We start from the raw sequence: 25,815 nt of genomic DNA, 5'->3' as shown, positions 1-25,815 counted from the left end.
TTTATAGTGGCCGAGTTCCTAAAGTTTTCTCCTTAAATTTCCGATAGTTAAGCATGGCAAAAGCAAAGTCTCTAAGCGATTATTCGCTCAAATTAGAGAAGAAAAGTTATGACTTAACAAAGTCTGTTCTCCTTAGGTTAGTTCAGGGCCTTGTACTCTTTAAAAGACGAAAAGGAGAGGTCATAGCTGGCGCTTCAACATTCTTTACTCTTCTAAGTTTTGCACCCGCTCTTTTACTATTTATAAATATGGTTGGTCTCATTATCGCAGACAATGCTGGGGCGAGAGATTATGTAATGAGAGTTGTGTTAGAGTCTTTTCCTAAAGTCGACTCTTGGATTTATAACGGAATTGAGAGCGTTGTAAATTCTCAGCTTCACGACAGTGGCTTAGATTTTCTTAAAGTGGCCTTTCTTATTTTTGCATCAATGGGAATTTCGACTTCCATCGTTTTTGGAATTAATATTCTATCCAAAGTTGATCCTGACGGAGGTCTCTTAGAGGACGATCTTCGTTCGTTCTTTACAGGAATTGGAATAACTATTTATATGGTTTTATTGGTCTGTGTTGGACATAAAGGACCAGTTCAAGAGATCCTTCAAAGTTTTAGTTGGGGGAGAGGTTTTGTTATTCTCTTTGATAATAGTTTCATCAGCTCGATCCTCTCTCTCTTATTCTTTAGTCTATTTTATAAGTATTGCCCATCAATTAAAGTTGCTACTAAAGATGCCTTTAGAGGTGGGGCAACATTTGTCTTATGCTTTCTGATTGGTCGCAGTACTTATTGGATCTATGTAAAGTACTTCAAAGATGATCTTGTGGCCGATTATGGGCAGTTCACAAATTTTATGATCGCCCTTATTTGGATCTATTTCTTGATGAGTTGTTTCTACTATGGCGCCAGTGTTGCTTATGCTGGTAAAGAGAAAATCATTCCACCTAATATTAAAGCTAAATTCAAAAAGAAGAAGAAAAGGTAATTATGGAAATTGAGCGCAAAGCAATTTTTACTCTTATAGACTTGGCCATGGACCACTTTCACATGGAAAAAAATATTCGTGAAAGATTTCTTATTTGGCTAAGTGAGTTCTATGAATTTTCGTCTGAGGATACAAAGAAGTGGAGCAAAGTTGGTAAGGGGATTGACTATGATACTTTTAAGTATTGGGTCTCAAGAGATAATCGCTTTCTAGATACAAAGACTGTTTTGCCAAGCCGTGAGTTTTCTCTGTCTTCACATTATTTCTCAATAGAGAGTATCATTGATCAGATCAACCATAATGATTATGAGCAAAAACTTAAGCTCTATCATTGTCTCTCTCTACTTTGTCTTGTCGATAAGAAATTCATTCTAACGAGAGTTAAGTTTATTCAGTGGCTAGCTGATTGTATGGACATCGAATCTAGTGATACACAAATCATTAGAGAGTGTGTCGTAGAGGAATTTGATCTACACTTTGAACTGAAAGATCTAGATCATATAGAGAAAGAGCACGTCTTTCTTTGTGGGGTTAAGATGGCCCATCTCTCGGGAGATATTCTCGACTCTTTAGAGTTAGATTTTCTTTATAACTTGAAATCAAGATTAAACTTAGAAACAAATTTAAGTGATATGAATTATTTCTTTCACTATTTAGAGGGAAAACTCTCAACGAACTCTCATCACTCACAGCTCTCCATTCATAAAATAGGTGCAGTACTTCTCCAAATTATTGGTAGTGATAGTAATGTTGATAAGCGAGAAGGGAAGTGGTTTAAAGAACAACTGAGAGGACTAGATAATCATCTACTCTCAAGTCTTATGACTTGGAATATTGATAAATTGGTGGCCTCTATGGAGGAAGATGAAAAAGCTCTTTGCTATATTCTTGGTCTTGAAGTCTCTCTTAGAGATAGAGTCCTCCATAAGAACGAAATATTTTGGTTAGAAAGTATTTCTATGTCTCTAGCTAAGAGTCATACACTTTCTAGAGACAATGCACTCATTCTTTTTGAGGTTATCTCATCTCATTTCTCTCTCTTTGAAGAGAATATAGTTTACTTTGAAAAAATGCTCTCGATACTTCCTGATAATTCTTGGGAGCTCTTTGCCCAGTGGAGAACTTCTAGAAAACTCTTGGCGACTAAAGTGAATGATCAAGTAGAGGAGCAAGTGGCCAAAGCTCTCGGTTTTTCAAAATGCACTTTGGACGAAAGATCAAAAGTTTCACTATTTATTGATCTTGCCTTTCACATTCTAGGTCAAGATGGACTAGAGGAGGTTTCTTTGGGTCTAAGCTCTAGAATTGAGAATTTTGTGCATGGTAAAACTGATGGTGCCTATGGTGAGATTCTTATTTGCGAGATTCTTAAAGTTTCTTTTTTAGATCATCAAGTAGAGGTCTTGGAAGAGGACTTCCTTAGAGATATTCAATACCGCTTCTCCCTTAGTGATGCACAGTTGCATAGGGTTGTATTCCTAACTTCCTTTCTAATTGGTAAAAATATTGAGATAGGAAACCAAATTCACTATAGCTACTTATGATTTTTTGACTTTTGTTAGGGAATTTGCTCTCATATAACTATAATTTTTTTAGGAGTTTATATGAAGAGTTTATTTTTAGCGACTTTACTTATTTTTGGTCTCTCTCAAGCAGCAGTAGCAAGTGAGTCTAGTGAAAAGTCTTATGTTAGTTACTGTTCAAATTATTCTTATGGCAATCAAGCCGTTAGCTATGCTTTCTCTAGCTGTGTGAATACAAATTTTAATTCACTTGGAAGAGATTTTGATACACCAATCTATATTTCTTATTGCTCTAACTTTGGAAACACTGTGAGCTATTCTTTTGTAAGTTGTATCAATAATAACTTTAGCAGATTGGCCAGAGAGCTGAACCGCTCAATTTATTTACCACACTGTGGAAACTACAACCAGAACGAGCTTTCATACAGCTTCATATCTTGTGCTAATGATAATTTTAGAAGAATTAAGTTTGAGTTAGATAATCAATAATCTAGCTTTGATATAGGGGAGACTAAACGTCTCCCTCTTCTAGGATTCTCTTCTTTATAGATTTCTCCACTTTAGAAAAGTTCTTTTCTTTATTCTTAATAAACTCTTGTAAGACTTTCTTATCTTTTACGATATATCGGATACAAGCATAATATCTCTCTAGAACCTTGGTAATTGATGGCCTTATATCTATGAAGCCTTCAAGTTCTAAGACTTGTTGGCAGTATTCTTCTAGCCATAGTTTATAAGCTTCCATGTCTGTATCAGTAATATCTATTGTGACTTCGTATTCAATCATGAAGACCTCCTGTCTTGAATTATTATATGATAGAGTGGCACTAATTGCTAGTAAAGCTGTAAAATGTTCTTGTTTTGCTGTTCTTACTTACGAATTTTTCAGTTTTTTGGTATGTTGAGTCATCAAATAAACAAGGAAAATATATGAAATTACTGGGACTTACCTCTCTTTTACTCCTCACTTCTATTTCTTCATTTGCCATTGAGTGCACGGGAGAGAGAAGAGAATTAATCGGCACTGAAGTTAAGGTTACAAAAGAATCTCTAGTTCATCAGAATATACCAGGATTAGTTAAGCTCACTTTAGATATAGATGAAGCTTATTATTCAGTTACTCAACATGATGACTCTATCATTGCAATGATCACTCTTGGACCAGATTATACAAATGGAAACTTATTTAAGGGTGATTTTGATTCAAATGGAAGAATGAGACTATCTTCTGTATCTGCCAGAAAAACATATATCCTTGAGTGTACAAAGTAGGTTTTATGAATCGCTTCTTTTCTATAGCTTTCACTTTCGCACTAACTATTACCAGTGCTTCAAGTTTTGCTTATTTACCAATTATTGAGTTACCTAACGGTCAAGTCTCTGTTGATAAACTCTGCTTTGATAATGGCTATATTAGAGAAAAGAACTCGCGAGATTTGAGTAATATTGTTCCTGTACATGCTAAGACTATTCTTAAGTTTGAAAATGGAACTGAGTTCGTAAAGAACGACTTCATACCTCGTATACATAACTTCTATAATAGGCACTCTCAAAAGTTTGAAAATTATGAAATCAGTAAATGTCAGATAAATCTTCTTTTAAGTTTGTCACCAGAAAGTGAAGTCATAAAAGAAGCAAACTCTGTGGAGACAATTTTCTACGGTAATTTAAAGAACTACGGTGTAAACGATACAGCTCTTGAAAATTGGAAGAAGTGGGAGAATATGTCTCGCTTCTTAAGATATAACGCTGAAAAAGATAGAGTTAGCCTAGTTTCTGACTTTAGTAAAATTTCTAGAGATTATGAGATCTCAGATTTTAATTCTTGGTCCGATCTATCTGGAAAGGTTATTGGAGGAGAGCAAAGTGGTGGCGGTGGTGCCGGTCGTGTTCGAATTAATATGAATATGAGTGCTAGTGATATTAGCAGATTTAGGCCTGAGCAAGGTGTGTTAGAGCGCATTCTTGGGATGGAGAGTTTTATCTCTAAGATTCTTTATGAAAATAAGAAAGTGTCCAAGAGCCGTATTTACGTAACTATACCAAAGAAGTAATGGAAGAGAATAAAGAACTATCTCACATTCTTAATACTTATCTTGAGAGCAAGTCTTACTTAAGTCTCAATTCTCTGGCGCAAAATATGAAAGTGCCAGAGACGAGCTTGCGTAGAATTAAGAAAGCTGAACTTAAGCGACTTCCTAAGAATGAGACCATACTTAAGGTACTTTCCCACATCTATAAGACAACTGATCTCTATGAGATTAGAGAGGCTTTAGGTGAGGGAAGTTTAAGTGAATACCTAAGTAATGAGTTCTTATTATCATCTGGTTCATCGAAGATAGATATTAAAGTTATAGATGAAAGTGTATCGGATCAGACGAGCTATCTTGTCTTTAAACTGGCATCTAATAGCTGTGGTACGACTATTTCTGAAGTTCAGAGACTCTTTGGGCAGATGGGGCTTAGCGCTCTTGAAAATTTAAAGCGTGATGACTTAGTTAAGGTTGACGGAGATAATATATCTTCTAATTTAAATACATTTAAAGTTTCAAATGAATACTTTGTGAGAAACTTTAAGGCGGTAAGTGACTTCATTAAAGTTGAAGGGAACACTGAGGTGCCAAATCTATTTTATAATCTTTCTGAATCTGTTAATCGTGATGCTGCTAAAAAGATCCATAAAGTTCAAAAAAATGCTCTGAAAGAGATAATTTCTATTCTTAATGATGAACAAAGTCGTGGTGATATTCCTCTCTTTGTTCTCTCTGCAATTGATTCTCTAAAATAAAAAAAGGCCGCAATAATTGCGGCCCGATTATATGATTGTAAGTGTTCTTACGAATTAGTTACAAGCTGGGATTGTGTGAGTGTAAGACTCAAGAACTTCTTCGATAACTCTTGTTTCATTGTTAAGTCCACCTCTAGTGTTGTATCTAACTTTTTGAACAGTGTAAGTAAGTGGTCTAACTTCTGATCCACGTCCAATTCTGATACATCCGTACTCACCATCGTGATCTCTACCAAACTCAGCACACCATGAAGTTGGCTTAGACTCAGCTGCGAAAAGGTGTAGGCTTCCAGTTCTTAAACAACCGTTTTGAGCTTCTCTGTACTCAAATGCGTTTCTGAAGTTTCTAGAGTACTTAACACACTTGTTAGTAGCTTTTTTAATTGTCTTGAAGCTTCCGTCTTCTAATTGACAGATGTTTGTTACTTTTACGCTTTCAAATTCAAATCCGTTTTTCATTAGCATTGTAGGAACATCCATTCCAACATAAGTGTAACCAAATGAAGAAAGTGAAAGAAGTGAAAGTACTAGCATTGATAATTTTTTCATTTTTTAATCTCCTGTAAAGATAACGTTGTTATTGTTTATAAAAATGTCTTCTTGTTTTTGTGAGCATGTTTTATGAGTGAGGAGACGATCTTTCAATCTAAAAATGAGCTACAAAATTATAACTTCGCCAGTAAAACTAAGCGGCGAATACTAATGTGATATTACTGCTTACTTACATATTTCTTATTCGCCGTAAAATATTTGCGGCGAAGCTTAGAGGTTTTTTTATATTTATCTTCTGAATTTATTTTTTTCTAAAAGTAAGAAGAGAATGTCATTACAATTTATTCTTATTTTCTTTTGTAACTTTGTAGAGACGCTCTGTTTAAGCTTTCGAAAGAATGAGTAAGTAAATGAATTACAATTTTTTTAAGAGTTGTTTTGCAGTATTAATTGGCAAACTAAAAAAATGAATTAATGAAGATGAAATTATGATAAATAAAAAAGGCCGCAATAATTGCGGCCCTATTATATGATTGTAAGTATTCTTAAGAATTAGTTACAAGCTGGGATTGTGTGAGTGTAAGACTCAAGAACTTCTTCGATAACTCTTGTTTCATTGTTAAGTCCACCTCTAGTATTGTATCTAACTTTTTGAACAGTGTAAGTAAGTGGTCTAACTTCTGATCCACGTCCAATTCTGATACATCCGTACTCACCATCGTGATCTCTACCAAACTCAGCACACCATGAAGTTGGCTTAGACTCAGCTGCGAAAAGGTGTAGGCTTCCAGTTCTTAAACAACCGTTTTGAGCTTCTCTGTACTCAAATGCGTTTCTGAAGTTTCTAGAGTACTTAACACACTTGTTAGTAGCTTTTTTAATTGTCTTGAAGCTTCCGTCTTCTAATTGACAGATGTTTGTTACTTTTACGCTTTCAAATTCAAATCCGTTTTCCATTAGCATTGTAGGAACATTCATTCCAACATAAGTGTAACCAAATGAAGAAAGTGAAAGAAGTGAAAGTACTAGCATTGATAATTTTTTCATTTTTTAATCTCCTGTAAAGATAACGTTGTTATTGTTTGTAAAAATGTCTTCTTGTTTTTGTGAGGCTGTTTTATGGGTGAGGAGATGATCTTTCAATCGAAAAATGGCCTATAGATTTATAACTTCGCCAGTGGATTTAGGTGGCGAGGAGAGGAGATGAAAAAGTCATGAGTTAAGATAGTGGAGTTCGCCGAGTTTAATTTTGCGGCGAAGAGTGGGCCTTTTCAATGCTCTGACATATAGTTTTATTGAAATGTTTTCCTAGTTCAGTAATCTTATAAACGTCGTTCTTGTGCTCGAGAATCTTATATTCAATGAGCATATTCATATGTCTTATTAGGGTTTCACTCTTTTGTTCATTACTATTTACAGTGTGGTGATTGTGAAGATCTAAGAGTGAAAAAGTCCCATTACAATTGATGTCTTGAAAGATGGACTCTAGTATAACTTCATTTTTTTTCTTTTTGTGAGAAGTGACTATTCTATTTGGATACTGATGATACTTCTCTAGAATTTTATCATTTTGAAAAAGATATTGATCTGTATTTGAAATTGATGAAGTTCCTAGTGCTATAAGTGGAGCATTGAGAGCGCTAGTATAGCCCGTTATATTTCTATTATAATGCTTTTCTTGATTACTATAGTGACCCATTCCCAGAAGTCTGTGGCCATTACTTTTTAGAATCTCGTCACTATGAATATAAAGGTCATACATATCCTCAGTTCCTAGTGGGCGATATATTCCAAGAGCATTCTGTAAGTCCATTTGCCAAGGTACTTTAGCTAAAGGGTAATTAGCGATACGCTCCGGTTTCAAAGTTAGAACATCGTTTAATGACTTTTCAAAACTCTTGAGTGTTTGAAAGGGAAGACCGTAGATAAGGTCTAAGTTAATCTCTGAAAAACCATTCTCTCTTGCACAATTTACAAGTGCTCTAACTTGATCAAAACTCTGGTGTCTATTCACATTCGCTAATGTCTCTGTATTTGTGTCTTGAACACCAATGCTAAGTGCATTAAAGCCCACACTACTCAAATATTTTAACTTCTCAACTTGAAGAAGGCGCGGATCAGTCTCTATTGTTCCAAAAAAAGTTTGATCACACTTTGTTCCCTCTAGAATATTGTCGATAAGATACTTGATATTATCTAGAGTCAGATAAGTTGGTGTTCCTCCTCCCAGATAAATAGATGCCAATTCAATTTGTGGATACTCTTCTTTATAGAGTTTCCACTCTTCAAGAATTTTTTCTATATAGCTTTGAAACTGATCACTACTTCTTGTGACTTTTATATTACAGCCACAGAAGGTGCAGAGTGATGCACAAAAGGGAATGTGTATATAGAGATTTATTTTTTTTAAGCTTAGAGACTTAATGATTTCTACTTTATCATAATCTCCATTCCAGTCAGGAAGAGAGGGATAGTAACTATACCTCCTTCCTCTGGTGTGTAAATTAAGTAGTAAATCTTTAAGTTCTTTGGACATTAATAAAGAAAGTTATTGTGGATATACTCTACCGCATTTCTAACATTACTCTCAGGTGTGTGTTGTAGAACTCCATGACCCAGACCACAGATCCACTTATCAAGTGGTAGGTTCTTATCTTGTAGGCCCTGCCACATTTCATTAAGATTAGACTCCACATGTTCCCAAGGAAGATGTAACCAACTTGGGTCGAAATTTCCTTGAATATAGTAATCATTTCCAAGTTCACTTAGAGCATTTGATAGATTCATTCTCCAATCAATTCCTAGAACATCAATATTGTCGTCCTGAATCTCTCTTAGATACTCCATATGAGTCAGTTTGGAGTAATAGATGACTTTCTTATCAGGATGTCTTTCTCTAAAGGCCTTTGTTACAGACTTTAGTGCAGGAATTATATATTTCTTAAAATCATTGAAGTGTAGTTCTCCCACTGCTGTATCAAAGAGGCACATGGCATCAGCTCCACCCTCTGCTTGGATACACATATTCTCAACTAATTCCGGAATAAGTTTTTCTAAGAATCCATGAAAACGTCCGTCATAGAGACCTAGTTTTGAGCTCGTTAAGTTACCTGCATGACTTCCTTCCACTGCATAGGAGTAAAGTGTAAAAGGTGCACCTACAAATCCGAGTAGAGTTTTACTCTTATCAAGTGAGCTTCTCAGTAGGGTACATGCTTCTTTTTGAAAGTTATAAAACTCTCTAGCACTAGCTTTTAGCTCCAGTTGTTTTAAATCATCCAATGTGTTGATTCTCTTATCAAGGATTGGTCCTGGATTATAAACGAGGCCCATTCCCATTTGCTCTAGAGGGAATAATAGGTCTGAGAAGAGAATTGCTGCATCAAATTTAAAATCATCGATTGGGCCATGAGTGATTTCGTTCGCTAATGCGGGAGTTTTACACATAGTCATAAAGTCTGAATTCTTCTTTATGTTTTGGTAATGAGAGTGGTATCTCCCAGCTTGTCTCATGAACCATACAGGTACACCTGTTTTTCCGTCTCTTTGTGTTCTGTCGTTAAATAAACCCATTTCTTCCTCTTATCGTTCTATAACTTTAGAATTGCATATTAATTTATAGCCAATTCCTCTAATACTTTTTATTTCAATTGCATTTTGCTTTGATGTCTCACACCACTTTCTTAGCGAAACAATATAATTATCAACTGTTCTATTTGAAGGGAACTTATCTTCTCCCCATATTTTTTCTATTATTTCTTCTCTTGTTGTTGCCTTTGATTCATTGGCCATAAGTAATTCTAAAATAGAGCACTCTTTCTGTGACATCGGTATTGTTTCACCAAGTGCATTTTCAATCTCAAACTTCTTAAACCAAATTTTGAGATCTCCAACCTGAATTTCGTCTGCAAAGCTCACTAGGCTTTCTTGATGCTCTAGGATTCTATTTAGTCTTAGAACCAATTCTTTTAGGGCGAAAGGTTTTGTAATGTAGTCCTCTGCTCCTATCTCTAGTCCTTCAACTCTCGTTTCTGGATCGTTCTGGGCAGAGAGAAAGAGAAGAACAAAGTCTTTTCTACTCGCACGAAACTCTCTTGCTAGATCTAGACCATTCCCATCGGGAAGTCCTATGTCCATGAGTATGATTTTAGGGGAGAAGTCACTAAAGATTTCTTTTGCGCTTTTAACATCTGTGGCGAGTCTACAGTTGTGACCTAGTCCACTCAAATATTCTTGCAGCGTAATACCAAGATTTTTCTCATCTTCTACTATTAGAATCTTACCATTTATCATGAGTGAACTCTCTTAAATTTAAGTGAAATTTCTAGGGACTCATCACCACCTAAAATCAATAATCCTTCCATAAGGAGCATGAATTTCTTTATGAGGTAGAGTCCAATACCACTTCCTTTTTTACTGTCGTACTTGTAGAAGATATTTCCAAGTCTAGATCTATCTCCATTAAACTTTCCATAGTCCTTATAGTTTAGAGTGATATTTTCTTCACTCTCTGTCATTTGGATATCAATAGTTTTAGAGTTGGTATGGTTCTTTGTGTTTTCAAGTAAGTTTTTGAAGATGAGTTCAATAGCGAGTTCATCACCGAGTATTTCAAAATCTAATGAGTTATTTAGTGTGATCTCAAATTGATCTCGGTAGTTCTTTATCACTTTATTTAGGACGGTTGATAAATTTACAGGGACAAGATTGAGGGTTCCTCCTCTTTCTAATCTTGAGAGCTGTAGGATTTTATCCATCTGTGTTTCTAAGTTGGCCGTGTCCTCAATCAGTCGATTCGTAAGCTTAGTGAGTTGTTCACTTTTTAAGCTCTCGGCCACATCGGTAATGACTTCAGACTGTAACCTAATGCTGGCCAGAGGAGTCTTTAGCTCATGAGTTAGACTGGCAAAGAAGTTTTGTAAAGCTTTGGTCTTTCTGTGATCTTTAAAGAAGATTACGAGAAAGCTTATCGTGAGGAGGAGAATAAGAACAATAAATGTTGAGGCCTCCCATTTGAGCATTCGTATAATATTACCACCTAAACCTATATTGGGCATACTCTCAGTTAGTTGATCTAATTTATCTCCAAAGACATAGAGTAAATAAGTCCACCACATGGCCAAGGCCAAAGTCGTCCCTATAAGTAGAGTGGTTAATATGATGAGGCTTCTATTTTTTTTCAATTAATTCCAAAGCCTCTTCTCTAATTCGCCAATAACTTCATCATTATGGGCGAGACTAACAAAACCAACTTCGTAGGCATTAGGTGAGAGGTAGATACCCTTCTCTAGGAGTGTTTCAAAGAGTGGGTTAAATTTCTCTGTAATATCTGCTGGAATTTTATCCATACAATTGACTCCCTCGGCAGCAACAATCCAAAAGAGTGAGCTATGTGACGTCAAAGAGTAATGAGAGAATTCTCCGTCATTATATTCTTTTAACCACTTGTTAAAGACATTAATAATTTTTGTAGTATTAGCATTAATCTCTTCATAGGCCTTAGGAGTCATTTTCTTTAATGTCTCAAGTCCACCAACCATCGCGAGAGGATTGGCACTTAAAGTTCCCGCCTGATATACACTACCAACTGGAGCCAGGTTATCCATGATCTCTTTCTTTGCAGCAATGGCGCCTACTGGAAGACCACCGCCAATAATTTTTCCGTAAGTCACGATATCAGGAGTTATTCCCGTTAACTCGGCCATCCCACCAAAGGCAACTCTAAAACCAGAGATGACTTCATCAAAGATTAAAAGAGCGTCATTATCTTTAGTGATTTTTCTTAGAAATTCTAGGAATGATTTCTCTTGAATTAGCAGACCATTATTCGCTGGTAGAGGCTCAATAATAATCGCTGCAATTTCCCCTGGGTGATCTTTAAAGCATTGAATCACTTCTTCAGTATTTCCTAGTTCTAGAATAAGAGTATCTTTAGAGATTCCCTCCGGAACTCCAGCGCTTGAGGCTTCACTTGTTCCAGCTAGACCTGATCCTGCTTTAATAAGCATACTATCAGTGTGACCGTGATAGCAGCCATTGAATTTAATGATCTTATCTTTCTTCGTTGCTCCTCTTGCAAGTCTAAGGGCCGTCATTACTGCTTCTGTCCCAGAATTTACAAAACGAATTTGATCAACGAAGTCAATCTTTGAAAGTAGAAAGCTCGCTAGATCCAGAGAGTAGGGTTCACATGTACCGTAACTCCAACCCCTAGAGAGAGCGTCTACTAGAGACTTCTCAACATCACTGTCTTTATGTCCTAGAACGAGTGGTCCAAAGCTCATACAGAAATCGATATAGTCCTTGCCATCAACATCTTCTATAAATGCACCGTGGGCCTTTTTAATAAATCTTGGTGTTGTATGGAGGCCTTTAAAACTTCTCACTGGTGAATGTACTCCACCAGGTACTAAGTCTTTAGATTTTTCAAATAATTCGTTCTGTGTCGTCATTACTCTTCCTTAAGCCAAGCTTTAAAGTCTTCTATCCCTATAAATGCTTTGGCCGCTATATTATTCTCATCAAATTTTTGCTTTGTTTTTCCTAAGCCTGTGCAATGAAACTTATCTTTTATAGATGGAACTTGTGCACAGAACCTCTGGTATTGGTTAAAGCTAGTCCAGAAGAAGACTTCACTTTGTTCTAGCTTTCTACGGTACTCATCGCTCATAGGAGTTTCAATGCGCTCGTAGCATCCAATCACTTTTCCAATATCAGATACAGAATCTCTATGAGTTAAAATATTTAGAGACATCTTAGGATTCATCACTTGAATACATTTTGATTGTCTTAGAATTTCTAATTCGTCATGTCCTAGTGAATCGCTCGTCCCATTTACCCAGAAGCCTTTCTTGGCAAGTTGCTTCATTGTCTTAGTTCCAGCGGCCCATAGGTTATTTATTGAATCTCTACTATTTTCAAGTTGATTGATACAGTAATTACTAGTTGCAAAGAAGTCTGCTTTCTCATTTAAAGAAATAGGGGAGCTCTGTTCTTTATTTATGAACTCATCGTAAATATAGTGACTCTCTCCATTTACTTTCTCTAGAGGCAGACCAATGAAAGCATTTGTCTTATCGCCTTTAAAAGTCTCGCTCACACTTTCTAGTCTTAGTTCTGAGATCGACTTATCCTCATTCTTTCCTCGGTGCGAGTGAATATAATTATCTCCGACTCTTTTAACGTTCACACCCACTGCTAGGTGACAACCTCCACCGTAACCGTTGAATGCTTGTCTCTCTCTAGAAACTTCGCTAACGGTAACTTTGTCTTCGATAAGTTGTAACTTTTGATAAAGTTCTGTGTTTTCTTCGTTACATTCGATAGCAAGTGCCCCTTGGGAGGCAGCGCTTGGAAATGTACTCTGGGGTAGAATCATATAGTTGAGATCTTTTAAAAGGACTTTAAGCTCTTCTAAAGATTTCTCACTATGAGCGAGACGCTCAATACCTGGTAGAGCTAAGACAATGGCATCATATTGACCATCAACTAATTTACCTATTCTTGTATTCACATTACCGCGTAACATTTTAGTTTCGACTTTAATATTATCCGTAGGTAAGTACTCTGATAACTGAGCTTCTATATTTACAATTCTTCTAGGGGAGCTTGTTCCAACAATAAACTCTTTCTTATTTGAAAGGTTTTTAATTGTTTCATTCTTAATAAAGAGAATATCGTGAGCGAAGTGTCTCTTGGTAATGGCCGCGAGCTTAATTCCTTGCGGTCTCTCACTTCCTAGATCTTTATAAGAGTGAACAACCATATCAACTTTATTTGTAAGGAGCGCTTCATCTAATTCTTTGGTGAAGAAGTCTTTACCATCAAGTTGCCATAGAGGTTTGTCAGTTATGAGATCCCCTTGAGTCTTAATGATTTCTAATTCAAATTGATCGCCAGTTAATTTCTCAAGCTCTTCTTTTACTTGAGTACACTGTGTGACGGCTAATAAACTTCCGCGGGTACCGATTTTGTAAATTTTCTTAGACAAACTGAACTTCCTCCCAGCCGAAAGGTAGGCTGAGAGCAAAGGAATTAATTCTTTTTTGTACAAGAGTTTCTATTGCTGCTTGGGCGCTTTGAACTTTCTGCTGTTTACTTTCATTAAGTACTTTTCCAAACTCAAAGATATCTTCAAGTCTGTAGACACTTTCTGTAGTGCTAAAAGGCGTATTTAACATACAAGGAGAGCCTAAATCAATGAATAACCTCTTTTGATTAATTGCCCAATTCAAAAAGAAATCATGATTGATAAAGTATCTATTCGTACCAATGGTATTAATGATATTTGAAAATGTTGACCAAGACTTTTGATCATCCCATTCAACGATTTGTATATTGTAATCACTATACTTCTCTTTTAGGGCCAAGGCCTTTAGAGAGTTTCTCGCACTCAAAAAGAGGCGGTACTTTCTTGCCAGTAACTTAATTGAGTCTTCAGCCAATTGCCCAGATCCAAGAATGAGAACATCTCCTTCGTCTGAAATAGTTCTAAGAAGCTTTCTAGCAATTCCAGCGTAAGTTTGTTGCCCGATTTCTCTCAAGTAAGATGTTCTAATCTTTTTGGCATCCATAAATAATTTTTCGAGGATGGACATGATTTGAGAGTTTCTGACACCGTACTCTAAATACTTTGTATAGGATTTCTTAAATTGAGACGTGATTTCATTCTCACCAAGGAGTTTACTCTTTAAACCACAAATGGTTTCTAGAAGGTAGCTATAGGCCTTGTCTGAAACAAAAGTCTCCATGTCTAGGCCAGTGCAGTCAATATGGTGAAATGGTACGAAGTTATAGCCTAAGACCAATGTTCTTTGGCAAGTTTCCAATATAAAGAGCTCTCCATTCTTTGGAGGCGCAACTTTTGTTCCTGCTGGGAGGTTTATAACTTTAAGTCCAGTAATCATAATATCCGTCTTTGATTTGCTGTGATGTGTCTTTTTAATTACTTAGATCAATATATCTGTATAGTTAAGGAATATTGTCACAAAAATGTAGAATACTGTTTTTTTTCAAATTGTTTCACATAGCAAACATTTTTTGATAATAAATCCCCATGAATAAGGCCGTAGATACAATTGAAAATAAAGATAGTAGACCATTTTGGGAGCGTTGGGGAGAAGTGATGAAAGCATTTCTTCTTAGAATGACTCCGCAATTTGTTATAAATGCCTTTATTAGATTCGACAAGCGCGTTGATGGTGCCCTTAGTTTCTTCGTGAAGCATTGGGGGAAAACTCCATTTATGATTTCAATGAGCAAGAAAGTTCAATATCTTGGAATTGAAAAATTGTGGAATAAAGGGCCAAAGGCCTTCATTTACTTCTTCTTATTCTATCTTGTTCGAGACACAATTCTCTATATCATCATTCCAATTTTCTTTGCGAAGATGACTACTAGCTAATTATGATTCCCATCGAACGTATCTGGCCGCTCTTAGGCGGTGTTGCCCTCTTTATTTTCTCTATAAACTTTCTAGTGCTCTCCATGCAATCGCTCTTTGGTGAAGTCCTGCGTGGATTAAATGCAAAGACAGTTATTCGATCTCGCAATTCATTTTTAATGGGACTCTTGAGCGGGGCAAGTGTGCTAAGTGTTTACTCTTGCACCAATATGATTCTTGGTCTGGTTAATTCGGGAATTGTTAAATTTAGTATCTCGGCGCTCTTTATTATGGGAGTTAACTTAGGAGCTTCGATCTTTCCGTGGCTCTTCACTTTTGATCTCTCTCATTGGTCTTACTTATTTCTTTTCATAGGTGCCGTGGGCCACTTCTTTATTAGAGTATTGGCCGTAAAATTATTTTCTAGAGTTGTTCTAGGAGTAGGTTTTCTCTACTTAGGATTAGATCTCTGTATTAACTTCTTTAATTCAGATACCCTGAGAATTCCAACCTCTTTGGTAGAAGGTCACGAATTTCTCTCTCTACTTATCGCAATTATTCTTGGCGTTTTAGTATCATACTTTCTAAATAGTACGGTTCTTTTAATAGGTCTCTTCATGGCCTTTTTCTATACTCACAATATCTCTGTGGAACTCTCTTGTGCTGTCATGGCGGGAGCTTCGCTAGGGCCGTGTATTAAGTTGTACCTAAATTCGAAGAAGGGAAATATTGAAGGTCAGCGCTCAGCTCTCTTTAATATTATTTTAAATTCTCTCTCAATTCCAAGTGCTCTCATTTATCTTACATTCTTTTCTAGTAGCTTGGCACTTGTTCAGTCTTATATTGGACTTAACTTTGTTCTTCCATTCTTTTATACAGTGCTGAATGCTTTTAATATTATTGTATCGCTCGTTTTCTTTAAGTTTATAAGAGAGATTGTCTTTAAAATGATTCCAACACCAGAGATTAAGATCCCTCAGAGATTAATTGCGTTTGGTAGATCTGATGAACTCATTCCTGCGACAGCACTGTGGCAAGGTCACAAGGAAATGTATAAATTAAAGAGTATTGTCGATCGAATGTTTGATCAAATTGCTATCTATATAAGTGATACAGAGGGAAGTCCTAGACAACTTGCTAAGATCAAAAAATATGAAGATATTACTGATCGTATTAGTAAGGAGATGGAAGTCTTTATTAGATCACTTATGGAAAACACTCTCAATTCATCACAGGCCAAAGAGTCTCTATCTATTCTCTTCGTGGCAAAAGAGTTTGAGGCCATAGCAGATTACCTCAATAACTTTGTGACAAATAAAACAAAGATCGTAATTGAAGAAGGTCTTGAAGAGGTTCACTTAGAGAGAATTGTTGAACTACTTTCTAAAGTGAGGTCTTTCTATGAAATTTGTTGCGAGAATTTAGGTGCGGGAGTTAAGAGTGATCCTTTAGAGATACGAGATATTTCTAACGAGCTGAAAGAGGAGTGTGAGAATCTTCGTCACGGCAACGAAAACCCATCTCTTCTTTATTCAGATATGATTATTTCTCTTAGAAAAGTCCGCTCTCACTGTTATGGGCTCTACCTCGCTCGTCTCTCACAGTGAAACTGTCTAAGTGTTTGTTATTATTAGCCCAGTGGTGGCAGGAGTTGACCTCTTTTCGAGGTTATATAACCTCTTATAGAGGTTGATGTTGTCAAGGTTCTGAAGTATAATTAAAATATGCTAGATTTGATTTTAGGTTCAAAAACCGCACAGAAAATATTCTTACATTTATTTCACTACGGGGAAACTTATCCTTCAGCTGTGGCCAAGGATATGAAGATCTCTCTTAGTGCAGTTCAAAAGCAATTTGAGAGATTTGAAAATGCAGGGCTTATAATTTCTAAACTTCAAGGACGTACTCGGGTTTACCAATTTAATCTAAGAAATGGTGCCATTGTTAAACCTTTTATGGAGATGGTTAAAGCAGTATATGACTCTATTCCTTTGAGAGAAAAAGAAGAAATGTTTGAGGTAAGAAGAAGGCCACGAAGGGTAGGGAAACCTGTTATTGGACGTAAAAAGTGATGCGTATTGATTTTAAGAATTGTAGCGAGGAAGAGCTTTGGCTATATGTAGGAAAGCATTTGGCCATTCATGGTTTTGAGGCTGTTTTGGTTGGTGGTGCTGTTGTCTCTATTTATACTGAAGGTGCTTACGAGTCTGGAGATCTAGATTTTATCATTCAAAATTTATCAAAGGATAGATTGCCCGAAGTAATGAAGAAAATTGGCTTCCTTAAAAAGGGAAAGAATTATATCCACCCAGATTGCAAACATCTCTTTATAGAGTTCCCTCCAGGTCCTCTCTCTATTGGAGAGGATAGTAGTATCAAAGAAATTGAAAGAGAAGTTCACGGTTCTAGAATTAAAATATTGTCACCGACAGACTGTATTAAGGACAGGCTTTCTAGCTATATTTATTTCAAGGCAAGAGAGTGTTTCGATCAAGCAATTCTTGTAGCAAAGGCACAAAAGTTCAATAAATCTGCTCTACGTCGTTGGTGTGAGGGAGAGGGGCGAGTTGATGTCTTTAAAGAATTTATAAATCAACTCGAGAAATTAAAGTAGGCCGTCTTAAGTAATGCTCGTTGCATCATGGTTGTGCATCCAAAATTATCAAGGTATTTTATAGGCATCATTTTAACAATTTTGGGAGAGAAACATGGAACTCGTGTTCAATGCACAGCAAATTTTAAAGCGTGGTAAAGGTCTAACTTTTGATGATGTCTTATTAGTTCCTAGACATTCAGAGATTGCTTCAAGAAGAATACCTTCTCTAAGGTCAAAGGCCACAAAGAATTTTGAAATCGAGACACCAGTTATTTCTGCAAATATGGATACAGTGACAGGCGTAGAAATGGCGTGTGCCATGGCCAAGCTAGGTGGACTTGGAATCCTACACCGTTTTATGTCTCCAGAAGAGCAAGTTGAAGACGTTAAGAAAATTCAAAAATATATTAAAGATAATAATTTAAGCGGACCTGTTGCTGCATCTATCGGTGTAAAGGAAGAGGGAAAGTTAAGAGCGAAGTTACTTGCAGATATCGGTGTTGATATTTTAACGATTGATATCGCACACGGTGACTCTGTCATGATGCTTGAAACACTTGAGTACGTTAAGAAAACATGGCCTCATATTGATGTCATTGCTGGAAACGTTGCTACTGGTGAAGGTGTTAAGAGAATGATTGATCTTGGTGCCGATGCCGTTAAGGTTGGAATTGGTCCAGGTTCAATGTGTACAACTAGAATCATTACTGGGCATGGGGTTCCTCAACTCTCTGCTATCGCTATGTGTGTTGAAGAGGCCATTAAGCATGATGTTCCTGTTATTGCCGATGGTGGAATCAAAACATCAGGAGATATCGTAAAGGCCCTTTGTGCTGGAGCTCAGACAATTATGGCCGGTTCACTTCTTTCTGGAACTCTTGAGACTCCGGGTGAGCTTAAGGGTGGAATGAAAGAATACCGTGGAATGGCATCTAAAGCTGCTCAGGTATCTTGGAGAGGAGAACTACCTAAGGGAATGGCCGCAGAGGGTGTCGACACAATGGTGCCATGTAAAGGGCCAGTTGAGGAAGTTATCTCTGAGCTTACAGGTGGACTTAGATCGGGAATGACTTACCTAGGTGTAGATAATATTGCTGATATGAAAGAAGTAGGTCTCTTCATGGAGATGAGTACTTCTGGAATGGTTGAATCTAGGCCACACGGAAAGAATTAATAGGAATTTTGAATGAGTCTATTTAATAGTCAAGAAAAGATCGTTCTCTCTTATCCAAAGTTGAAAGAGAGAATCGAATCCAGAGATAATCCTAAAGAAGAAAGAGAAAAGGCCATTAAGATTCTTCACGAAATTAGGGCCGAATTTTCTAAGACATATATAAAGTCTTTTCAAAAATTACTGGATTCAACTCTTCCCAAACTCTATGACGGGGTAAACTTCTCAGAGAACGGTGTAGATTTTAATAAGCTCGTTAAAGAAAAGTCTGTAGTGATGGTACCGAATCATCAGTCTCACGCAGACTATGTGGCCATAAATTATATGGTCTTTAAAAAATATGGTTTTCCTCTCTACGTTGCTGGTGGGAATAACCTTAATATTTTTCCTATCGGAAAACTCTTTAGAAAATCTGGTTGCTTCTTTATTAGGCGCTCTTTTGCGAGTGATATTCTCTATAAGATTACTCTTGAGGCCTATCTTTATTATTTATTAATGAATCAAAAGCCAATTGAGTTCTTCTTCGAGGGGGGAAGGTCAAGAACGGGGAAATTACTTTCTCCAAAGTATGGCCTCTACCAAATGCTCTTAGAAGCTCACAGCCACTTGCCTGAAGATCAGAAGAAAGATTTAGCTTTTGTTCCAGTGAGTATTGTTCACGAGTATGTTCCAGAGCAAAAGTCTCTGGCCAAAGAACTTGGTGGTGCAAAGAAGACTAAAGAGAGTACGGGACAATTACTTAGTCTTTTTAAACTCTTTAGTTATCAATTTGGATCTGTTCATATCAAATTAGGGGAGCCTGTTATTGCACAAAAGAAGTGTGATCAATCTCTTAAAGAAGAGGTTCAGAACTTAGCGTTTGAGTGCTTTAGAACTGTTGGTGCAAATATGAGTGTGACTCCTTCTGCACTACTTGGTCTGATTCTCTTGGACGAGCCTGCAGGTGCTTTGGATTGGACTGATATTCTTGCTAAAGGTCGTCAGATAATTAGCTTCTGTGACACTTATAGAATTCCTTATACAGATTCCATGCAAGAGTCAAAGTTAGAAGATAGCCTTGGTCGTGCTCTGGATATAATGATTGGAAATAAGAAAATAGATGTTATAGGCAAGAGTTCTAGAAGCCATACTTTCTATGCGATCAAAGAAGAACATAGACAAGAGCTTCTCTATTTTAAGAATACAATTCTTCACCACTTCTTAATTCCATGGGTAATTAATTATGCATGGATAAATCTCTTTAGTGGAAAAATTGAAACAGTTAGTGATCTAAAGAAATTATTCCTAGGACATAGAAGATTACTTAAGCACGAATTCTATCTTCCTACGATTAAAGATTTTATGGAGAAGTCTTTTATACTTCTCTCTTATATTATTGGTAGAGATATAAGTTCTCTAGAGGAATGCTTAGAGCTTTCACATAAAGAACTCTATACAATTGCTTCAAGCCTCGGTGTTTTCTCTAGATCATTCAATTATATTATTGAGGCCTATTACACTAGTGCCTGTACTCTTAAGGCGTTAAATGACTCTGCTGGTGAGAGTGGATTTAAGATGTCTGATTACAATAAGAAGTTTAAAGAAATACACAAAGAAGAAAAGGAGTTGGCCGTCATTGTTAAATTTCCTGAATCTAACTCTGAGCCATTGATGAAATCTTCTATTAAGTATTTTCTCCACGAGCAGATGATCGAAAATAAAGAAGGCTCTTTCAGTGTCACGAATTTAAAATTACTAGAAGAGAATATTGCCAATTTTGAAAATCTTCTTCTTGAACTTAGAAAGTTCAATCTTCGCTCACAAGGATAGTCATGAGTGAAGTGAGTTCTATAAGTGTTGGCAATAGCCGCTTTCTTTATAAGAAGTCTCCCCTTGAAGGTGGAGACCTTGTAGGGCTTTGGAAGGAGATTGACTCTTTTATTGAAAGGGCACCGCGGCTCACTAAAGCTACGGTAAATGGATTCGTCTACTTTAATGAAAGCTCTCTTAGTGCTGATGGCGTTTGCTTTGTTGGGCATGAAGTTGTTGGCTTTTGTGATGAAGAGCTCTTAGAGGATTTTGACCTCTATAGTATGGATCAGCGAGCTAGAGAAGTTTTTCGCTACACCTACCAAGGGCCAATGGAAGCTTCTGAGCTTTTACGCTTTGCTAGAGAGATTATCTTAAGAGATGGGTATAGCGAGAATTGGAGAATGTCATTTTCTGCAAATTCTGGCGAATTGGTAAGAATGGAATTTTGGAAAAGTTGATTATTTTTCTAAAATAGGCCAAAATTAAAGAAAATTAAGCTTTAATTATTTGCGGTAGCATGATATTTCATAGGCTTATGCGATAATATCAAATTCACTTGGAGGTGATTTATTAAAGACAAGCATCGCGGTGGTAGAGGAAAGAATTTAGGTCCTCGAATTAATGATCAAATAAGAATCAGCGAATGTAGATTAATTGGTGATGACGGAACTGCTTATGGTGTCGTCAGTTTAGATAAGGCCAGAGATATTGCATCTGATCTAGGTCTAGACCTTGTTGAAGTTTCTCCAACGGCCAAACCTCCTGTTGTTAAAGTTATTGATTACGGGAAATTCAAATACGACCAACAAAAGAAGGCCAACGAAGCTAAGAAAAAGCAGGCTCAGGTTTCTTTAAAAGAAATTCAATTTAGACCAAATATTGAGGCCCATGATTTAGAAACAAAGCTTAAGAGAGCGGAGAAATTCTTAGGTCAGGGTGATAAAATTAAAATGGTTATGCAATTTCGTGGACGTGAAATGGCCTATAAAGATCTAGGTCTTTCAAAGTTCAAGGATATCCTTGCAACTGTTGAAGAGATGGGTTCTCAAGTTGAATCTGAGCCTAAGATGATGGGAAATCGTATTATTACTATCGTTGCTCCAACGAAGAAAGCTCTACAGAAATCTGCTGCAACAAAATCAACTGAAGAAGCCGCAGAGTCTTAAACCTAATTTCAGTCATTTATAGATTTAAAATACTATATTAAGGACTTAACATTGCGTTAAGTCCTTATTTTTCTTTCAATAAATATAATATTTCCTTTTACAAATTCATTCTAAATTGTTATAAAATGCTGCTTCAATTATTTAGTTTTGACACGATCATCAGATCGTAGGTGAAATCAGAGGAGATTTAGCGATGCCTAAGATGAAAACCAGAAGAGCAGCTGCTAAGAGATTTAAAGCTGTTGGTAATGGTAAATTTAAAAGAAAGAGAGCAAACTTAAGACACATTCTTGAGAAAAAAGCTCACGACTGTAAGAAAAGAGCAGGTAAGACAGACTACGTAGATCAAGCAGATCTAGGTCGTGTTAAGGCCATGCTTCCATACGCATAATTAAAGAATAATAAAAAACTGAGGCTTGGGATTCCAAAGAGAGTAAGAAGCGCAATATAGGCCCCCAAGTATTCGTTAAGGAGATTTTATGTCTAGAGTTAGAAGAGGCTTTAAGGCCAGAAGAAGAAGAAACAAAATCGCTAAGCTTGCAAAAGGTTTTCACTTTTCAAGAAGAACTAAGTACAAATTAACAGCTGACACTGTTAAGAGAGCATTACATTACTCTTATATCGGAAGAAAGTTACTTAAGAGAGATATGAGAAGATTGTGGATCACAAGAATTTCTGCAGCTGCAAAACAACTTGATGGTTCATACTCTAAATTCATGGGTAACCTTAAGAAGAACGGTTCTGAGTTAAATAGAAAAATGCTTGCTGAAATCGCAGCGACTGACTTCGAGTCATTCAAAGCAATCTACGAGCAATCTAAGAAGTAATTTAAAAATCAAAAAATAATTGTAAGCATATCAAGCCCCGCTTTTAAGCGGGGCTTTTTGTTGAAGCATCATTTTCCAGGATGGAAAAATGATGCTGAAAACCCCAGGCGAGCGCAGGAAGCGCGAGATCGGGAGGAGGTTTTGTAGCACATGCTATTTAACGCCGAATAATCCTCTGATTTGCGTGCAAGCAAATCTGTCATAAGAACTGAAGACGTCGATCTTTATTCCTTTAGAAATCTTAACCTTAAAGTCTCTATTAAAAGTTTAGACTAGTTTTAAACGTGATAGTCTTAGTTAATGTAGAAAAACTAAAACATAGTGAAGTCAATGAATGACTGGAGAACTTCTAGTATGAAATATCTTTTGATTACAATGCTTTTTATCTTTAACTCATATGGAGAGTCTCCTGATGTGGTATGGCTTTATACTAGAAAGAATCGGATAGAGGCTTACCTCTCATTTGTTAGAGCCTTTGAGGGAAGAATCTCTCTTTTTACTAATAGAGAGCTTAAAGGGAAGCCTGTAGGATCGTTTTCAAGTCGAGACCTAAAGCTTGCAAATGATACGGTTTGCAAGTTAAGAGCAGAGCATCTAAAGGAAGTGAAAATAGCTCCATATAGTATGGATTTCCACCGAGATGGTAAAAGTCTTTTCTGTGATTACAATATTCACAAAGGAAAGTTAACAAGTGGACAATTAAGAATTTATTTCACTGAGAATAAAGGAGATGTCTACGGCTTTAGATCTTCTCTAGTTAAAGGTGAAGATACTTATTACTTTAGACTTCCAGGGGAAGTTAAGGCGATTACAGATAGCGTTGAGTCCGAAGTTATTTATAAAGGTAAGAGGCTTGCTGTAATTAGGCCATCAGCTAAAGAGGTTTTTGAGAAATTTGTTTTAAAAGATGAGAGTATTGTTTCTTATATGGATAGGTTGAAGAAAATAATCAAACAGAAAAATGGTGAACTAATACTTAAGGAAATGAGTAGATGTATTTCTGATAAAAGAAGAAGAGAAAAACATTTAGAGGAAAATAGAAAGTTTATAAATGAAGGATTTCCAACAACAAAGAATCGAGAGGAGATATCCTCCGCTATACCTGATGGTGTGAATTATACATCATTTCAAGATTATCTAAATAAAGAAGAGGAAAGAGTTTTAAATTTATTCAAGGCAGATTCAAAGAACCTTGAAGTGGGGTTAGAGTTTAAGAGAAACAGAATTCGTAGTGTATATCTCCGCTTGCAGATGAGTGCAGGTCCAAGTCTTGTAATAAGTAGGAAGGGCGATTCTTGTACATACCTTACATCTCTTTCCCCTTGGACTGTTGATGATGAAGTATGGTGATAGTCCGCTTTGTCCTTAATTTTTCTTGATCTTTAAAATTTCGAGTCAACTTCGTTTATAATTTTAATGAAGCATATTTAACTGGAATTTAAATTGAAGAAAACTCTAATTACTTTTTCTATATTCATTCTTTTGGTCACTCTTTACCGATGTAGAGACTTTATCTACTACACAAGGATGTGGATAACATATGAGCCAAAAGTTTTTATGGGAAAAATGGAGCCACCATTTCCCAATTGGTTCGAAGTCATGTGGTCGTTAAAAGGGCCAGATGAAAATAAGAATGGAATACGTGATGATGTGGAGATCTATATTAACAATGAGTTCAAAGATCTAAATGAGAGCGAATTGATTATGATTTATAATGCAGCTGTGCTTGTACAGTCTACTTTAATATACTCTTCGTCAGAGGAATATAAAAAAAAATATTGGCATGAGAGAAATATAAATATTGACTGTATGTCAGATTATTCTTCTTCAACTGGAGACTACGACGGAAAAACAAAAGAGTTGTATGCAATTGATGGTTTAGTTCGAGAAGTAACGAGGAATACAGCTCTTAGAAGTAATATTTCTAGAATATTTCTTGATCATTTTCACATGTGGAGTTTTGAGTTAGGAGGACTGCAATCATTACATCATCGATTAAATACAAATAGATTTTGTGGTTTCAGTGATGATGGTTCTAGAAGAATAGCGTTAGAGTATTTAAAGAGAGACTTGGGAAATATGAAGAAATATGAAATTGCTAACTATATAAAAAGCTACGAGGATAAATATGGGAAAATTAATAGAGATTTATTTGATGAATTCTTATCAAGATAAGGTATTGGTAAAAACTCTTTGTTAATTACTTTGAACTTTGTAGGTGAAAATATTAGAGGCCGCACTAGAGTCGTGCGGCCAATTTTATTTTAGTCTTGTGGCTCTGTCGCAAGACAAGCTGTAATTGCATCTTTTAAGATTTGGTGATCAGCAATAAGTGTAGATGAGTTTGATCCACCTCTTGAAGAACAACCACCGTGAGTGTGGATGGCCACGATTTCACTTGTAGACTCTTTAAGGATTGAAGAACCTGAGTTTCCACCCATAGTGTCTGCAACGTGAGTCATAGTAGCGCTTCCTGAACGAGAAGATGTACTCATGATTTCACCAGTGTGAGTTTGTTGAGCAAGATTTCTCTCGTCATCATTGTAATCAAGTCCGTATCCAGTAATTCTGATTACGTCACCTTTTACTGGTCTATCAAAAGTTACATTATAGTGACCTTGGATATCTCCTGCATAGGCACCTGTAACATTGTTAGGAAGTACTTTCATAACAGCGTAGTCGTTTCCAACTCCACCATTTCTATAAACAATTGACTCTTGGTCAATTTCATATACATCTTCAACACCTGGATGTTGAATTCTTCCTCTGCTATCTGACATTGGAGTATTAAATTCTGCAATTTTTAAAACTGACTTACAGTGTCCTGCTGAAATAGCACATGTACGGCCAATCATTGTTACAGTACATCCACCAGTTCCAGTTCTAGAGTCTAGTGCTCTAGCAACCTTAGCATCTGTAGAAGGAACTCTATCGTCGGTTCTTCCGCAAATAGACTTATCTGATGCATTTGATGAAATTGAAATTAGACTGAATAAAGCAACTGCCGCTGCAGATTTTACTAACATACTTCCTCCTTGAAATATTTAATTAATAAAATCTTATAAGAATCCTAACAGAGCGTATACTTACAAATTCTCT

Annotated in this window: 29 protein-coding genes; 18 read left to right on the top strand and 11 right to left on the bottom strand. The window is 36.4% G+C overall.

Features of this window, described 5'->3' with window-relative positions:
• The first annotated feature begins 53 nt into the window (after positions 1 to 53).
• Genes BMS_RS09745 through BMS_RS09735 form a run of 3 tightly spaced genes read left to right on the top strand, consistent with a single transcriptional unit; the run spans position 54 to position 2,992 of the window.
• Positions 54 to 980, top strand: coding sequence for a YihY/virulence factor BrkB family protein (locus BMS_RS09745; RefSeq protein WP_014244644.1), 927 nt, complete (start codon positions 54 to 56; stop codon positions 978 to 980).
• 2 nt (positions 981 to 982) lie between these two features.
• On the top strand, positions 983 to 2,524 hold the full coding sequence (locus BMS_RS09740; protein ID WP_014244643.1) for a hypothetical protein: 1,542 nt from the start codon (positions 983 to 985) through the stop codon (positions 2,522 to 2,524).
• Between the two features lie 60 nt (positions 2,525 to 2,584).
• Positions 2,585 to 2,992: a hypothetical protein gene (locus tag BMS_RS09735; protein ID WP_014244642.1), complete on the top strand. Its 408-nt coding sequence runs from the start codon at positions 2,585 to 2,587 to the stop codon at positions 2,990 to 2,992.
• Positions 2,993 to 3,014: 22 nt separating this feature from the next.
• Here BMS_RS09735 and BMS_RS09730 read toward each other — a convergent pair whose 3' ends face one another.
• Positions 3,015 to 3,290, bottom strand: a complete 276-nt coding sequence (locus BMS_RS09730; RefSeq protein WP_014244641.1) for a DUF4286 family protein — start codon at positions 3,288 to 3,290, stop codon at positions 3,015 to 3,017.
• A 143-nt stretch (positions 3,291 to 3,433) separates the two neighbouring features.
• Here BMS_RS09730 and BMS_RS09725 point away from each other — a divergent pair, with 143 nt between their 5' ends.
• Genes BMS_RS09725 through BMS_RS09715 form a run of 3 tightly spaced genes read left to right on the top strand, consistent with a single transcriptional unit; the run spans position 3,434 to position 5,291 of the window.
• The gene (locus BMS_RS09725) at positions 3,434 to 3,775 is read left to right on the top strand and encodes a hypothetical protein (protein WP_044557486.1); all 342 of its coding nucleotides are present in this window, start codon (positions 3,434 to 3,436) and stop codon (positions 3,773 to 3,775) included.
• 5 nt (positions 3,776 to 3,780) lie between these two features.
• Positions 3,781 to 4,557: a hypothetical protein gene (locus BMS_RS09720; protein WP_044557485.1), complete on the top strand. Its 777-nt coding sequence runs from the start codon at positions 3,781 to 3,783 to the stop codon at positions 4,555 to 4,557.
• A complete protein-coding gene (locus BMS_RS09715; protein WP_014244638.1) occupies positions 4,557 to 5,291 on the top strand; it encodes a hypothetical protein in 735 nt (244 codons plus the stop codon). The genes BMS_RS09720 and BMS_RS09715 overlap by 1 nt, the downstream gene beginning before the upstream one ends.
• A gap of 54 nt (positions 5,292 to 5,345) precedes the next feature.
• Here BMS_RS09715 and BMS_RS09710 read toward each other — a convergent pair whose 3' ends face one another.
• The 9 genes from BMS_RS09710 to BMS_RS09670 all read right to left on the bottom strand — a co-directional run bounded on the left by BMS_RS09710 (position 5,346) and on the right by BMS_RS09670 (position 14,689).
• Positions 5,346 to 5,840, bottom strand: coding sequence for a hypothetical protein (locus tag BMS_RS09710; protein ID WP_014244637.1), 495 nt, complete (start codon positions 5,838 to 5,840; stop codon positions 5,346 to 5,348).
• Positions 5,841 to 6,335: 495 nt separating this feature from the next.
• A complete protein-coding gene (locus BMS_RS09705; protein ID WP_014244636.1) occupies positions 6,336 to 6,830 on the bottom strand; it encodes a hypothetical protein in 495 nt (164 codons plus the stop codon).
• A gap of 196 nt (positions 6,831 to 7,026) precedes the next feature.
• Entirely contained in the window at positions 7,027 to 8,319 is a 1,293-nt protein-coding gene (locus BMS_RS09700; RefSeq protein ID WP_014244635.1) for a coproporphyrinogen-III oxidase family protein, read from the bottom strand.
• Positions 8,319 to 9,356 (bottom strand): uroporphyrinogen decarboxylase family protein, encoded by a 1,038-nt coding sequence (locus tag BMS_RS09695; RefSeq protein WP_014244634.1) that lies wholly within the window; start codon positions 9,354 to 9,356, stop codon positions 8,319 to 8,321. Before BMS_RS09695 ends, BMS_RS09700 begins: the two co-directional genes overlap by 1 nt.
• A 9-nt stretch (positions 9,357 to 9,365) precedes the next feature.
• Positions 9,366 to 10,076, bottom strand: a complete 711-nt coding sequence (locus tag BMS_RS09690; RefSeq protein WP_014244633.1) for a response regulator transcription factor — start codon at positions 10,074 to 10,076, stop codon at positions 9,366 to 9,368.
• Positions 10,073 to 10,966: a sensor histidine kinase gene (locus BMS_RS09685; protein ID WP_014244632.1), complete on the bottom strand. Its 894-nt coding sequence runs from the start codon at positions 10,964 to 10,966 to the stop codon at positions 10,073 to 10,075. Before BMS_RS09685 ends, BMS_RS09690 begins: the two co-directional genes overlap by 4 nt.
• Positions 10,967 to 12,235 (bottom strand): glutamate-1-semialdehyde 2,1-aminomutase, encoded by a 1,269-nt coding sequence (locus BMS_RS09680; protein ID WP_014244631.1) that lies wholly within the window; start codon positions 12,233 to 12,235, stop codon positions 10,967 to 10,969.
• A complete protein-coding gene (gene hemC / locus BMS_RS16980; protein ID WP_014244630.1) occupies positions 12,235 to 13,773 on the bottom strand; it encodes a hydroxymethylbilane synthase in 1,539 nt (512 codons plus the stop codon). Before hemC ends, BMS_RS09680 begins: the two co-directional genes overlap by 1 nt.
• Positions 13,766 to 14,689 carry a Rossmann-fold NAD(P)-binding domain-containing protein gene (locus BMS_RS09670; protein ID WP_014244629.1) on the bottom strand — a complete coding sequence of 308 codons (924 nt, stop codon included), beginning with the start codon at positions 14,687 to 14,689 and terminating at the stop codon, positions 13,766 to 13,768. The genes hemC and BMS_RS09670 overlap by 8 nt, the downstream gene beginning before the upstream one ends.
• 149 nt (positions 14,690 to 14,838) lie before the next feature.
• On the opposite strand from BMS_RS09670, the gene BMS_RS09665 reads away from it, so the two are divergent.
• The 12 genes from BMS_RS09665 (at position 14,839) to BMS_RS09610 (ending at position 24,891) form a co-directional block, all read left to right on the top strand.
• On the top strand, positions 14,839 to 15,186 hold the full coding sequence (locus BMS_RS09665; RefSeq protein WP_014244628.1) for a hypothetical protein: 348 nt from the start codon (positions 14,839 to 14,841) through the stop codon (positions 15,184 to 15,186).
• 2 nt (positions 15,187 to 15,188) lie between these two features.
• The gene (locus BMS_RS09660) at positions 15,189 to 16,772 is read left to right on the top strand and encodes a Na/Pi symporter (protein WP_014244627.1); all 1,584 of its coding nucleotides are present in this window, start codon (positions 15,189 to 15,191) and stop codon (positions 16,770 to 16,772) included.
• A gap of 117 nt (positions 16,773 to 16,889) precedes the next feature.
• A complete protein-coding gene (locus BMS_RS09655) occupies positions 16,890 to 17,237 on the top strand; it encodes a winged helix-turn-helix domain-containing protein (RefSeq protein WP_014244626.1) in 348 nt (115 codons plus the stop codon).
• Positions 17,237 to 17,779, top strand: a complete 543-nt coding sequence (locus BMS_RS09650) for a hypothetical protein (protein WP_044557483.1) — start codon at positions 17,237 to 17,239, stop codon at positions 17,777 to 17,779. Before BMS_RS09655 ends, BMS_RS09650 begins: the two co-directional genes overlap by 1 nt.
• Positions 17,780 to 17,873: 94 nt before the next feature.
• A complete protein-coding gene (gene guaB / locus BMS_RS09645) occupies positions 17,874 to 18,935 on the top strand; it encodes an IMP dehydrogenase (RefSeq protein ID WP_044557482.1) in 1,062 nt (353 codons plus the stop codon).
• A 12-nt stretch (positions 18,936 to 18,947) separates the two neighbouring features.
• Entirely contained in the window at positions 18,948 to 20,741 is a 1,794-nt protein-coding gene (locus BMS_RS09640; RefSeq protein ID WP_014244623.1) for a 1-acyl-sn-glycerol-3-phosphate acyltransferase, read from the top strand.
• Positions 20,742 to 20,743: 2 nt separating this feature from the next.
• A complete protein-coding gene (locus BMS_RS09635; protein WP_014244622.1) occupies positions 20,744 to 21,181 on the top strand; it encodes a hypothetical protein in 438 nt (145 codons plus the stop codon).
• A gap of 111 nt (positions 21,182 to 21,292) precedes the next feature.
• The gene (infC, locus tag BMS_RS17390; protein WP_014244621.1) at positions 21,293 to 21,889 is read left to right on the top strand and encodes a translation initiation factor IF-3; all 597 of its coding nucleotides are present in this window, start codon (positions 21,293 to 21,295) and stop codon (positions 21,887 to 21,889) included.
• 193 nt (positions 21,890 to 22,082) lie between these two features.
• The gene (rpmI, locus tag BMS_RS09625) at positions 22,083 to 22,280 is read left to right on the top strand and encodes a 50S ribosomal protein L35 (RefSeq protein WP_014244620.1); all 198 of its coding nucleotides are present in this window, start codon (positions 22,083 to 22,085) and stop codon (positions 22,278 to 22,280) included.
• An 88-nt stretch (positions 22,281 to 22,368) separates the two neighbouring features.
• A complete protein-coding gene (rplT, locus tag BMS_RS09620) occupies positions 22,369 to 22,716 on the top strand; it encodes a 50S ribosomal protein L20 (protein WP_014244619.1) in 348 nt (115 codons plus the stop codon).
• 354 nt (positions 22,717 to 23,070) lie between these two features.
• The gene (locus tag BMS_RS09615) at positions 23,071 to 24,066 is read left to right on the top strand and encodes a hypothetical protein (protein WP_157868269.1); all 996 of its coding nucleotides are present in this window, start codon (positions 23,071 to 23,073) and stop codon (positions 24,064 to 24,066) included.
• A gap of 93 nt (positions 24,067 to 24,159) precedes the next feature.
• Positions 24,160 to 24,891, top strand: coding sequence for a hypothetical protein (locus BMS_RS09610; RefSeq protein ID WP_014244617.1), 732 nt, complete (start codon positions 24,160 to 24,162; stop codon positions 24,889 to 24,891).
• 89 nt (positions 24,892 to 24,980) lie between these two features.
• Here BMS_RS09610 and BMS_RS09605 read toward each other — a convergent pair whose 3' ends face one another.
• Positions 24,981 to 25,742 carry a trypsin-like serine peptidase gene (locus tag BMS_RS09605; RefSeq protein WP_014244616.1) on the bottom strand — a complete coding sequence of 254 codons (762 nt, stop codon included), beginning with the start codon at positions 25,740 to 25,742 and terminating at the stop codon, positions 24,981 to 24,983.
• Positions 25,743 to 25,815 lie beyond the last annotated feature (73 nt).

The sequence above is a fragment of the Halobacteriovorax marinus SJ genome (genome assembly GCF_000210915.2).
Lineage (GTDB): Bacteria > Bdellovibrionota > Bacteriovoracia > Bacteriovoracales > Bacteriovoracaceae > Halobacteriovorax > Halobacteriovorax marinus.
This window is presented reverse-complemented; position numbering and strand designations above follow the sequence as displayed.

What these genes read in the sequence shown, in the direction of transcription:
- BMS_RS09660 (WP_014244627.1), top strand. Translation starts at nt 15,189, where the DNA reads ATGATTCCCATCGAACGTATCTGGCCGCTCTTAGGCGGTGTTGCCCTC.
- BMS_RS09730 (WP_014244641.1), bottom strand. Translation starts at nt 3,290, where the DNA reads ATGATTGAATACGAAGTCACAATAGATATTACTGATACAGACATGGAA.
- BMS_RS09710 (WP_014244637.1), bottom strand. Translation starts at nt 5,840, where the DNA reads ATGAAAAAATTATCAATGCTAGTACTTTCACTTCTTTCACTTTCTTCA.
- BMS_RS09700 (WP_014244635.1), bottom strand. Translation starts at nt 8,319, where the DNA reads ATGTCCAAAGAACTTAAAGATTTACTACTTAATTTACACACCAGAGGA.
- BMS_RS09635 (WP_014244622.1), top strand. Translation starts at nt 20,744, where the DNA reads ATGAGTGAAGTGAGTTCTATAAGTGTTGGCAATAGCCGCTTTCTTTAT.
- BMS_RS09720 (WP_044557485.1), top strand. Translation starts at nt 3,781, where the DNA reads ATGAATCGCTTCTTTTCTATAGCTTTCACTTTCGCACTAACTATTACC.
- rplT (WP_014244619.1), top strand. Translation starts at nt 22,369, where the DNA reads ATGTCTAGAGTTAGAAGAGGCTTTAAGGCCAGAAGAAGAAGAAACAAA.
- BMS_RS09745 (WP_014244644.1), top strand. Translation starts at nt 54, where the DNA reads ATGGCAAAAGCAAAGTCTCTAAGCGATTATTCGCTCAAATTAGAGAAG.
- BMS_RS09670 (WP_014244629.1), bottom strand. Translation starts at nt 14,689, where the DNA reads ATGATTACTGGACTTAAAGTTATAAACCTCCCAGCAGGAACAAAAGTT.
- BMS_RS09680 (WP_014244631.1), bottom strand. Translation starts at nt 12,235, where the DNA reads ATGACGACACAGAACGAATTATTTGAAAAATCTAAAGACTTAGTACCT.
- BMS_RS09705 (WP_014244636.1), bottom strand. Translation starts at nt 6,830, where the DNA reads ATGAAAAAATTATCAATGCTAGTACTTTCACTTCTTTCACTTTCTTCA.
- BMS_RS09715 (WP_014244638.1), top strand. Translation starts at nt 4,557, where the DNA reads ATGGAAGAGAATAAAGAACTATCTCACATTCTTAATACTTATCTTGAG.
- BMS_RS09650 (WP_044557483.1), top strand. Translation starts at nt 17,237, where the DNA reads ATGCGTATTGATTTTAAGAATTGTAGCGAGGAAGAGCTTTGGCTATAT.
- BMS_RS09740 (WP_014244643.1), top strand. Translation starts at nt 983, where the DNA reads ATGGAAATTGAGCGCAAAGCAATTTTTACTCTTATAGACTTGGCCATG.
- BMS_RS09605 (WP_014244616.1), bottom strand. Translation starts at nt 25,742, where the DNA reads ATGTTAGTAAAATCTGCAGCGGCAGTTGCTTTATTCAGTCTAATTTCA.
- BMS_RS09665 (WP_014244628.1), top strand. Translation starts at nt 14,839, where the DNA reads ATGAATAAGGCCGTAGATACAATTGAAAATAAAGATAGTAGACCATTT.
- BMS_RS09725 (WP_044557486.1), top strand. Translation starts at nt 3,434, where the DNA reads ATGAAATTACTGGGACTTACCTCTCTTTTACTCCTCACTTCTATTTCT.
- BMS_RS09615 (WP_157868269.1), top strand. Translation starts at nt 23,071, where the DNA reads ATGAAATATCTTTTGATTACAATGCTTTTTATCTTTAACTCATATGGA.
- BMS_RS09735 (WP_014244642.1), top strand. Translation starts at nt 2,585, where the DNA reads ATGAAGAGTTTATTTTTAGCGACTTTACTTATTTTTGGTCTCTCTCAA.
- BMS_RS09655 (WP_014244626.1), top strand. Translation starts at nt 16,890, where the DNA reads ATGCTAGATTTGATTTTAGGTTCAAAAACCGCACAGAAAATATTCTTA.
- guaB (WP_044557482.1), top strand. Translation starts at nt 17,874, where the DNA reads ATGGAACTCGTGTTCAATGCACAGCAAATTTTAAAGCGTGGTAAAGGT.
- BMS_RS09695 (WP_014244634.1), bottom strand. Translation starts at nt 9,356, where the DNA reads ATGGGTTTATTTAACGACAGAACACAAAGAGACGGAAAAACAGGTGTA.
- rpmI (WP_014244620.1), top strand. Translation starts at nt 22,083, where the DNA reads ATGCCTAAGATGAAAACCAGAAGAGCAGCTGCTAAGAGATTTAAAGCT.
- BMS_RS09640 (WP_014244623.1), top strand. Translation starts at nt 18,948, where the DNA reads ATGAGTCTATTTAATAGTCAAGAAAAGATCGTTCTCTCTTATCCAAAG.
- BMS_RS09690 (WP_014244633.1), bottom strand. Translation starts at nt 10,076, where the DNA reads ATGATAAATGGTAAGATTCTAATAGTAGAAGATGAGAAAAATCTTGGT.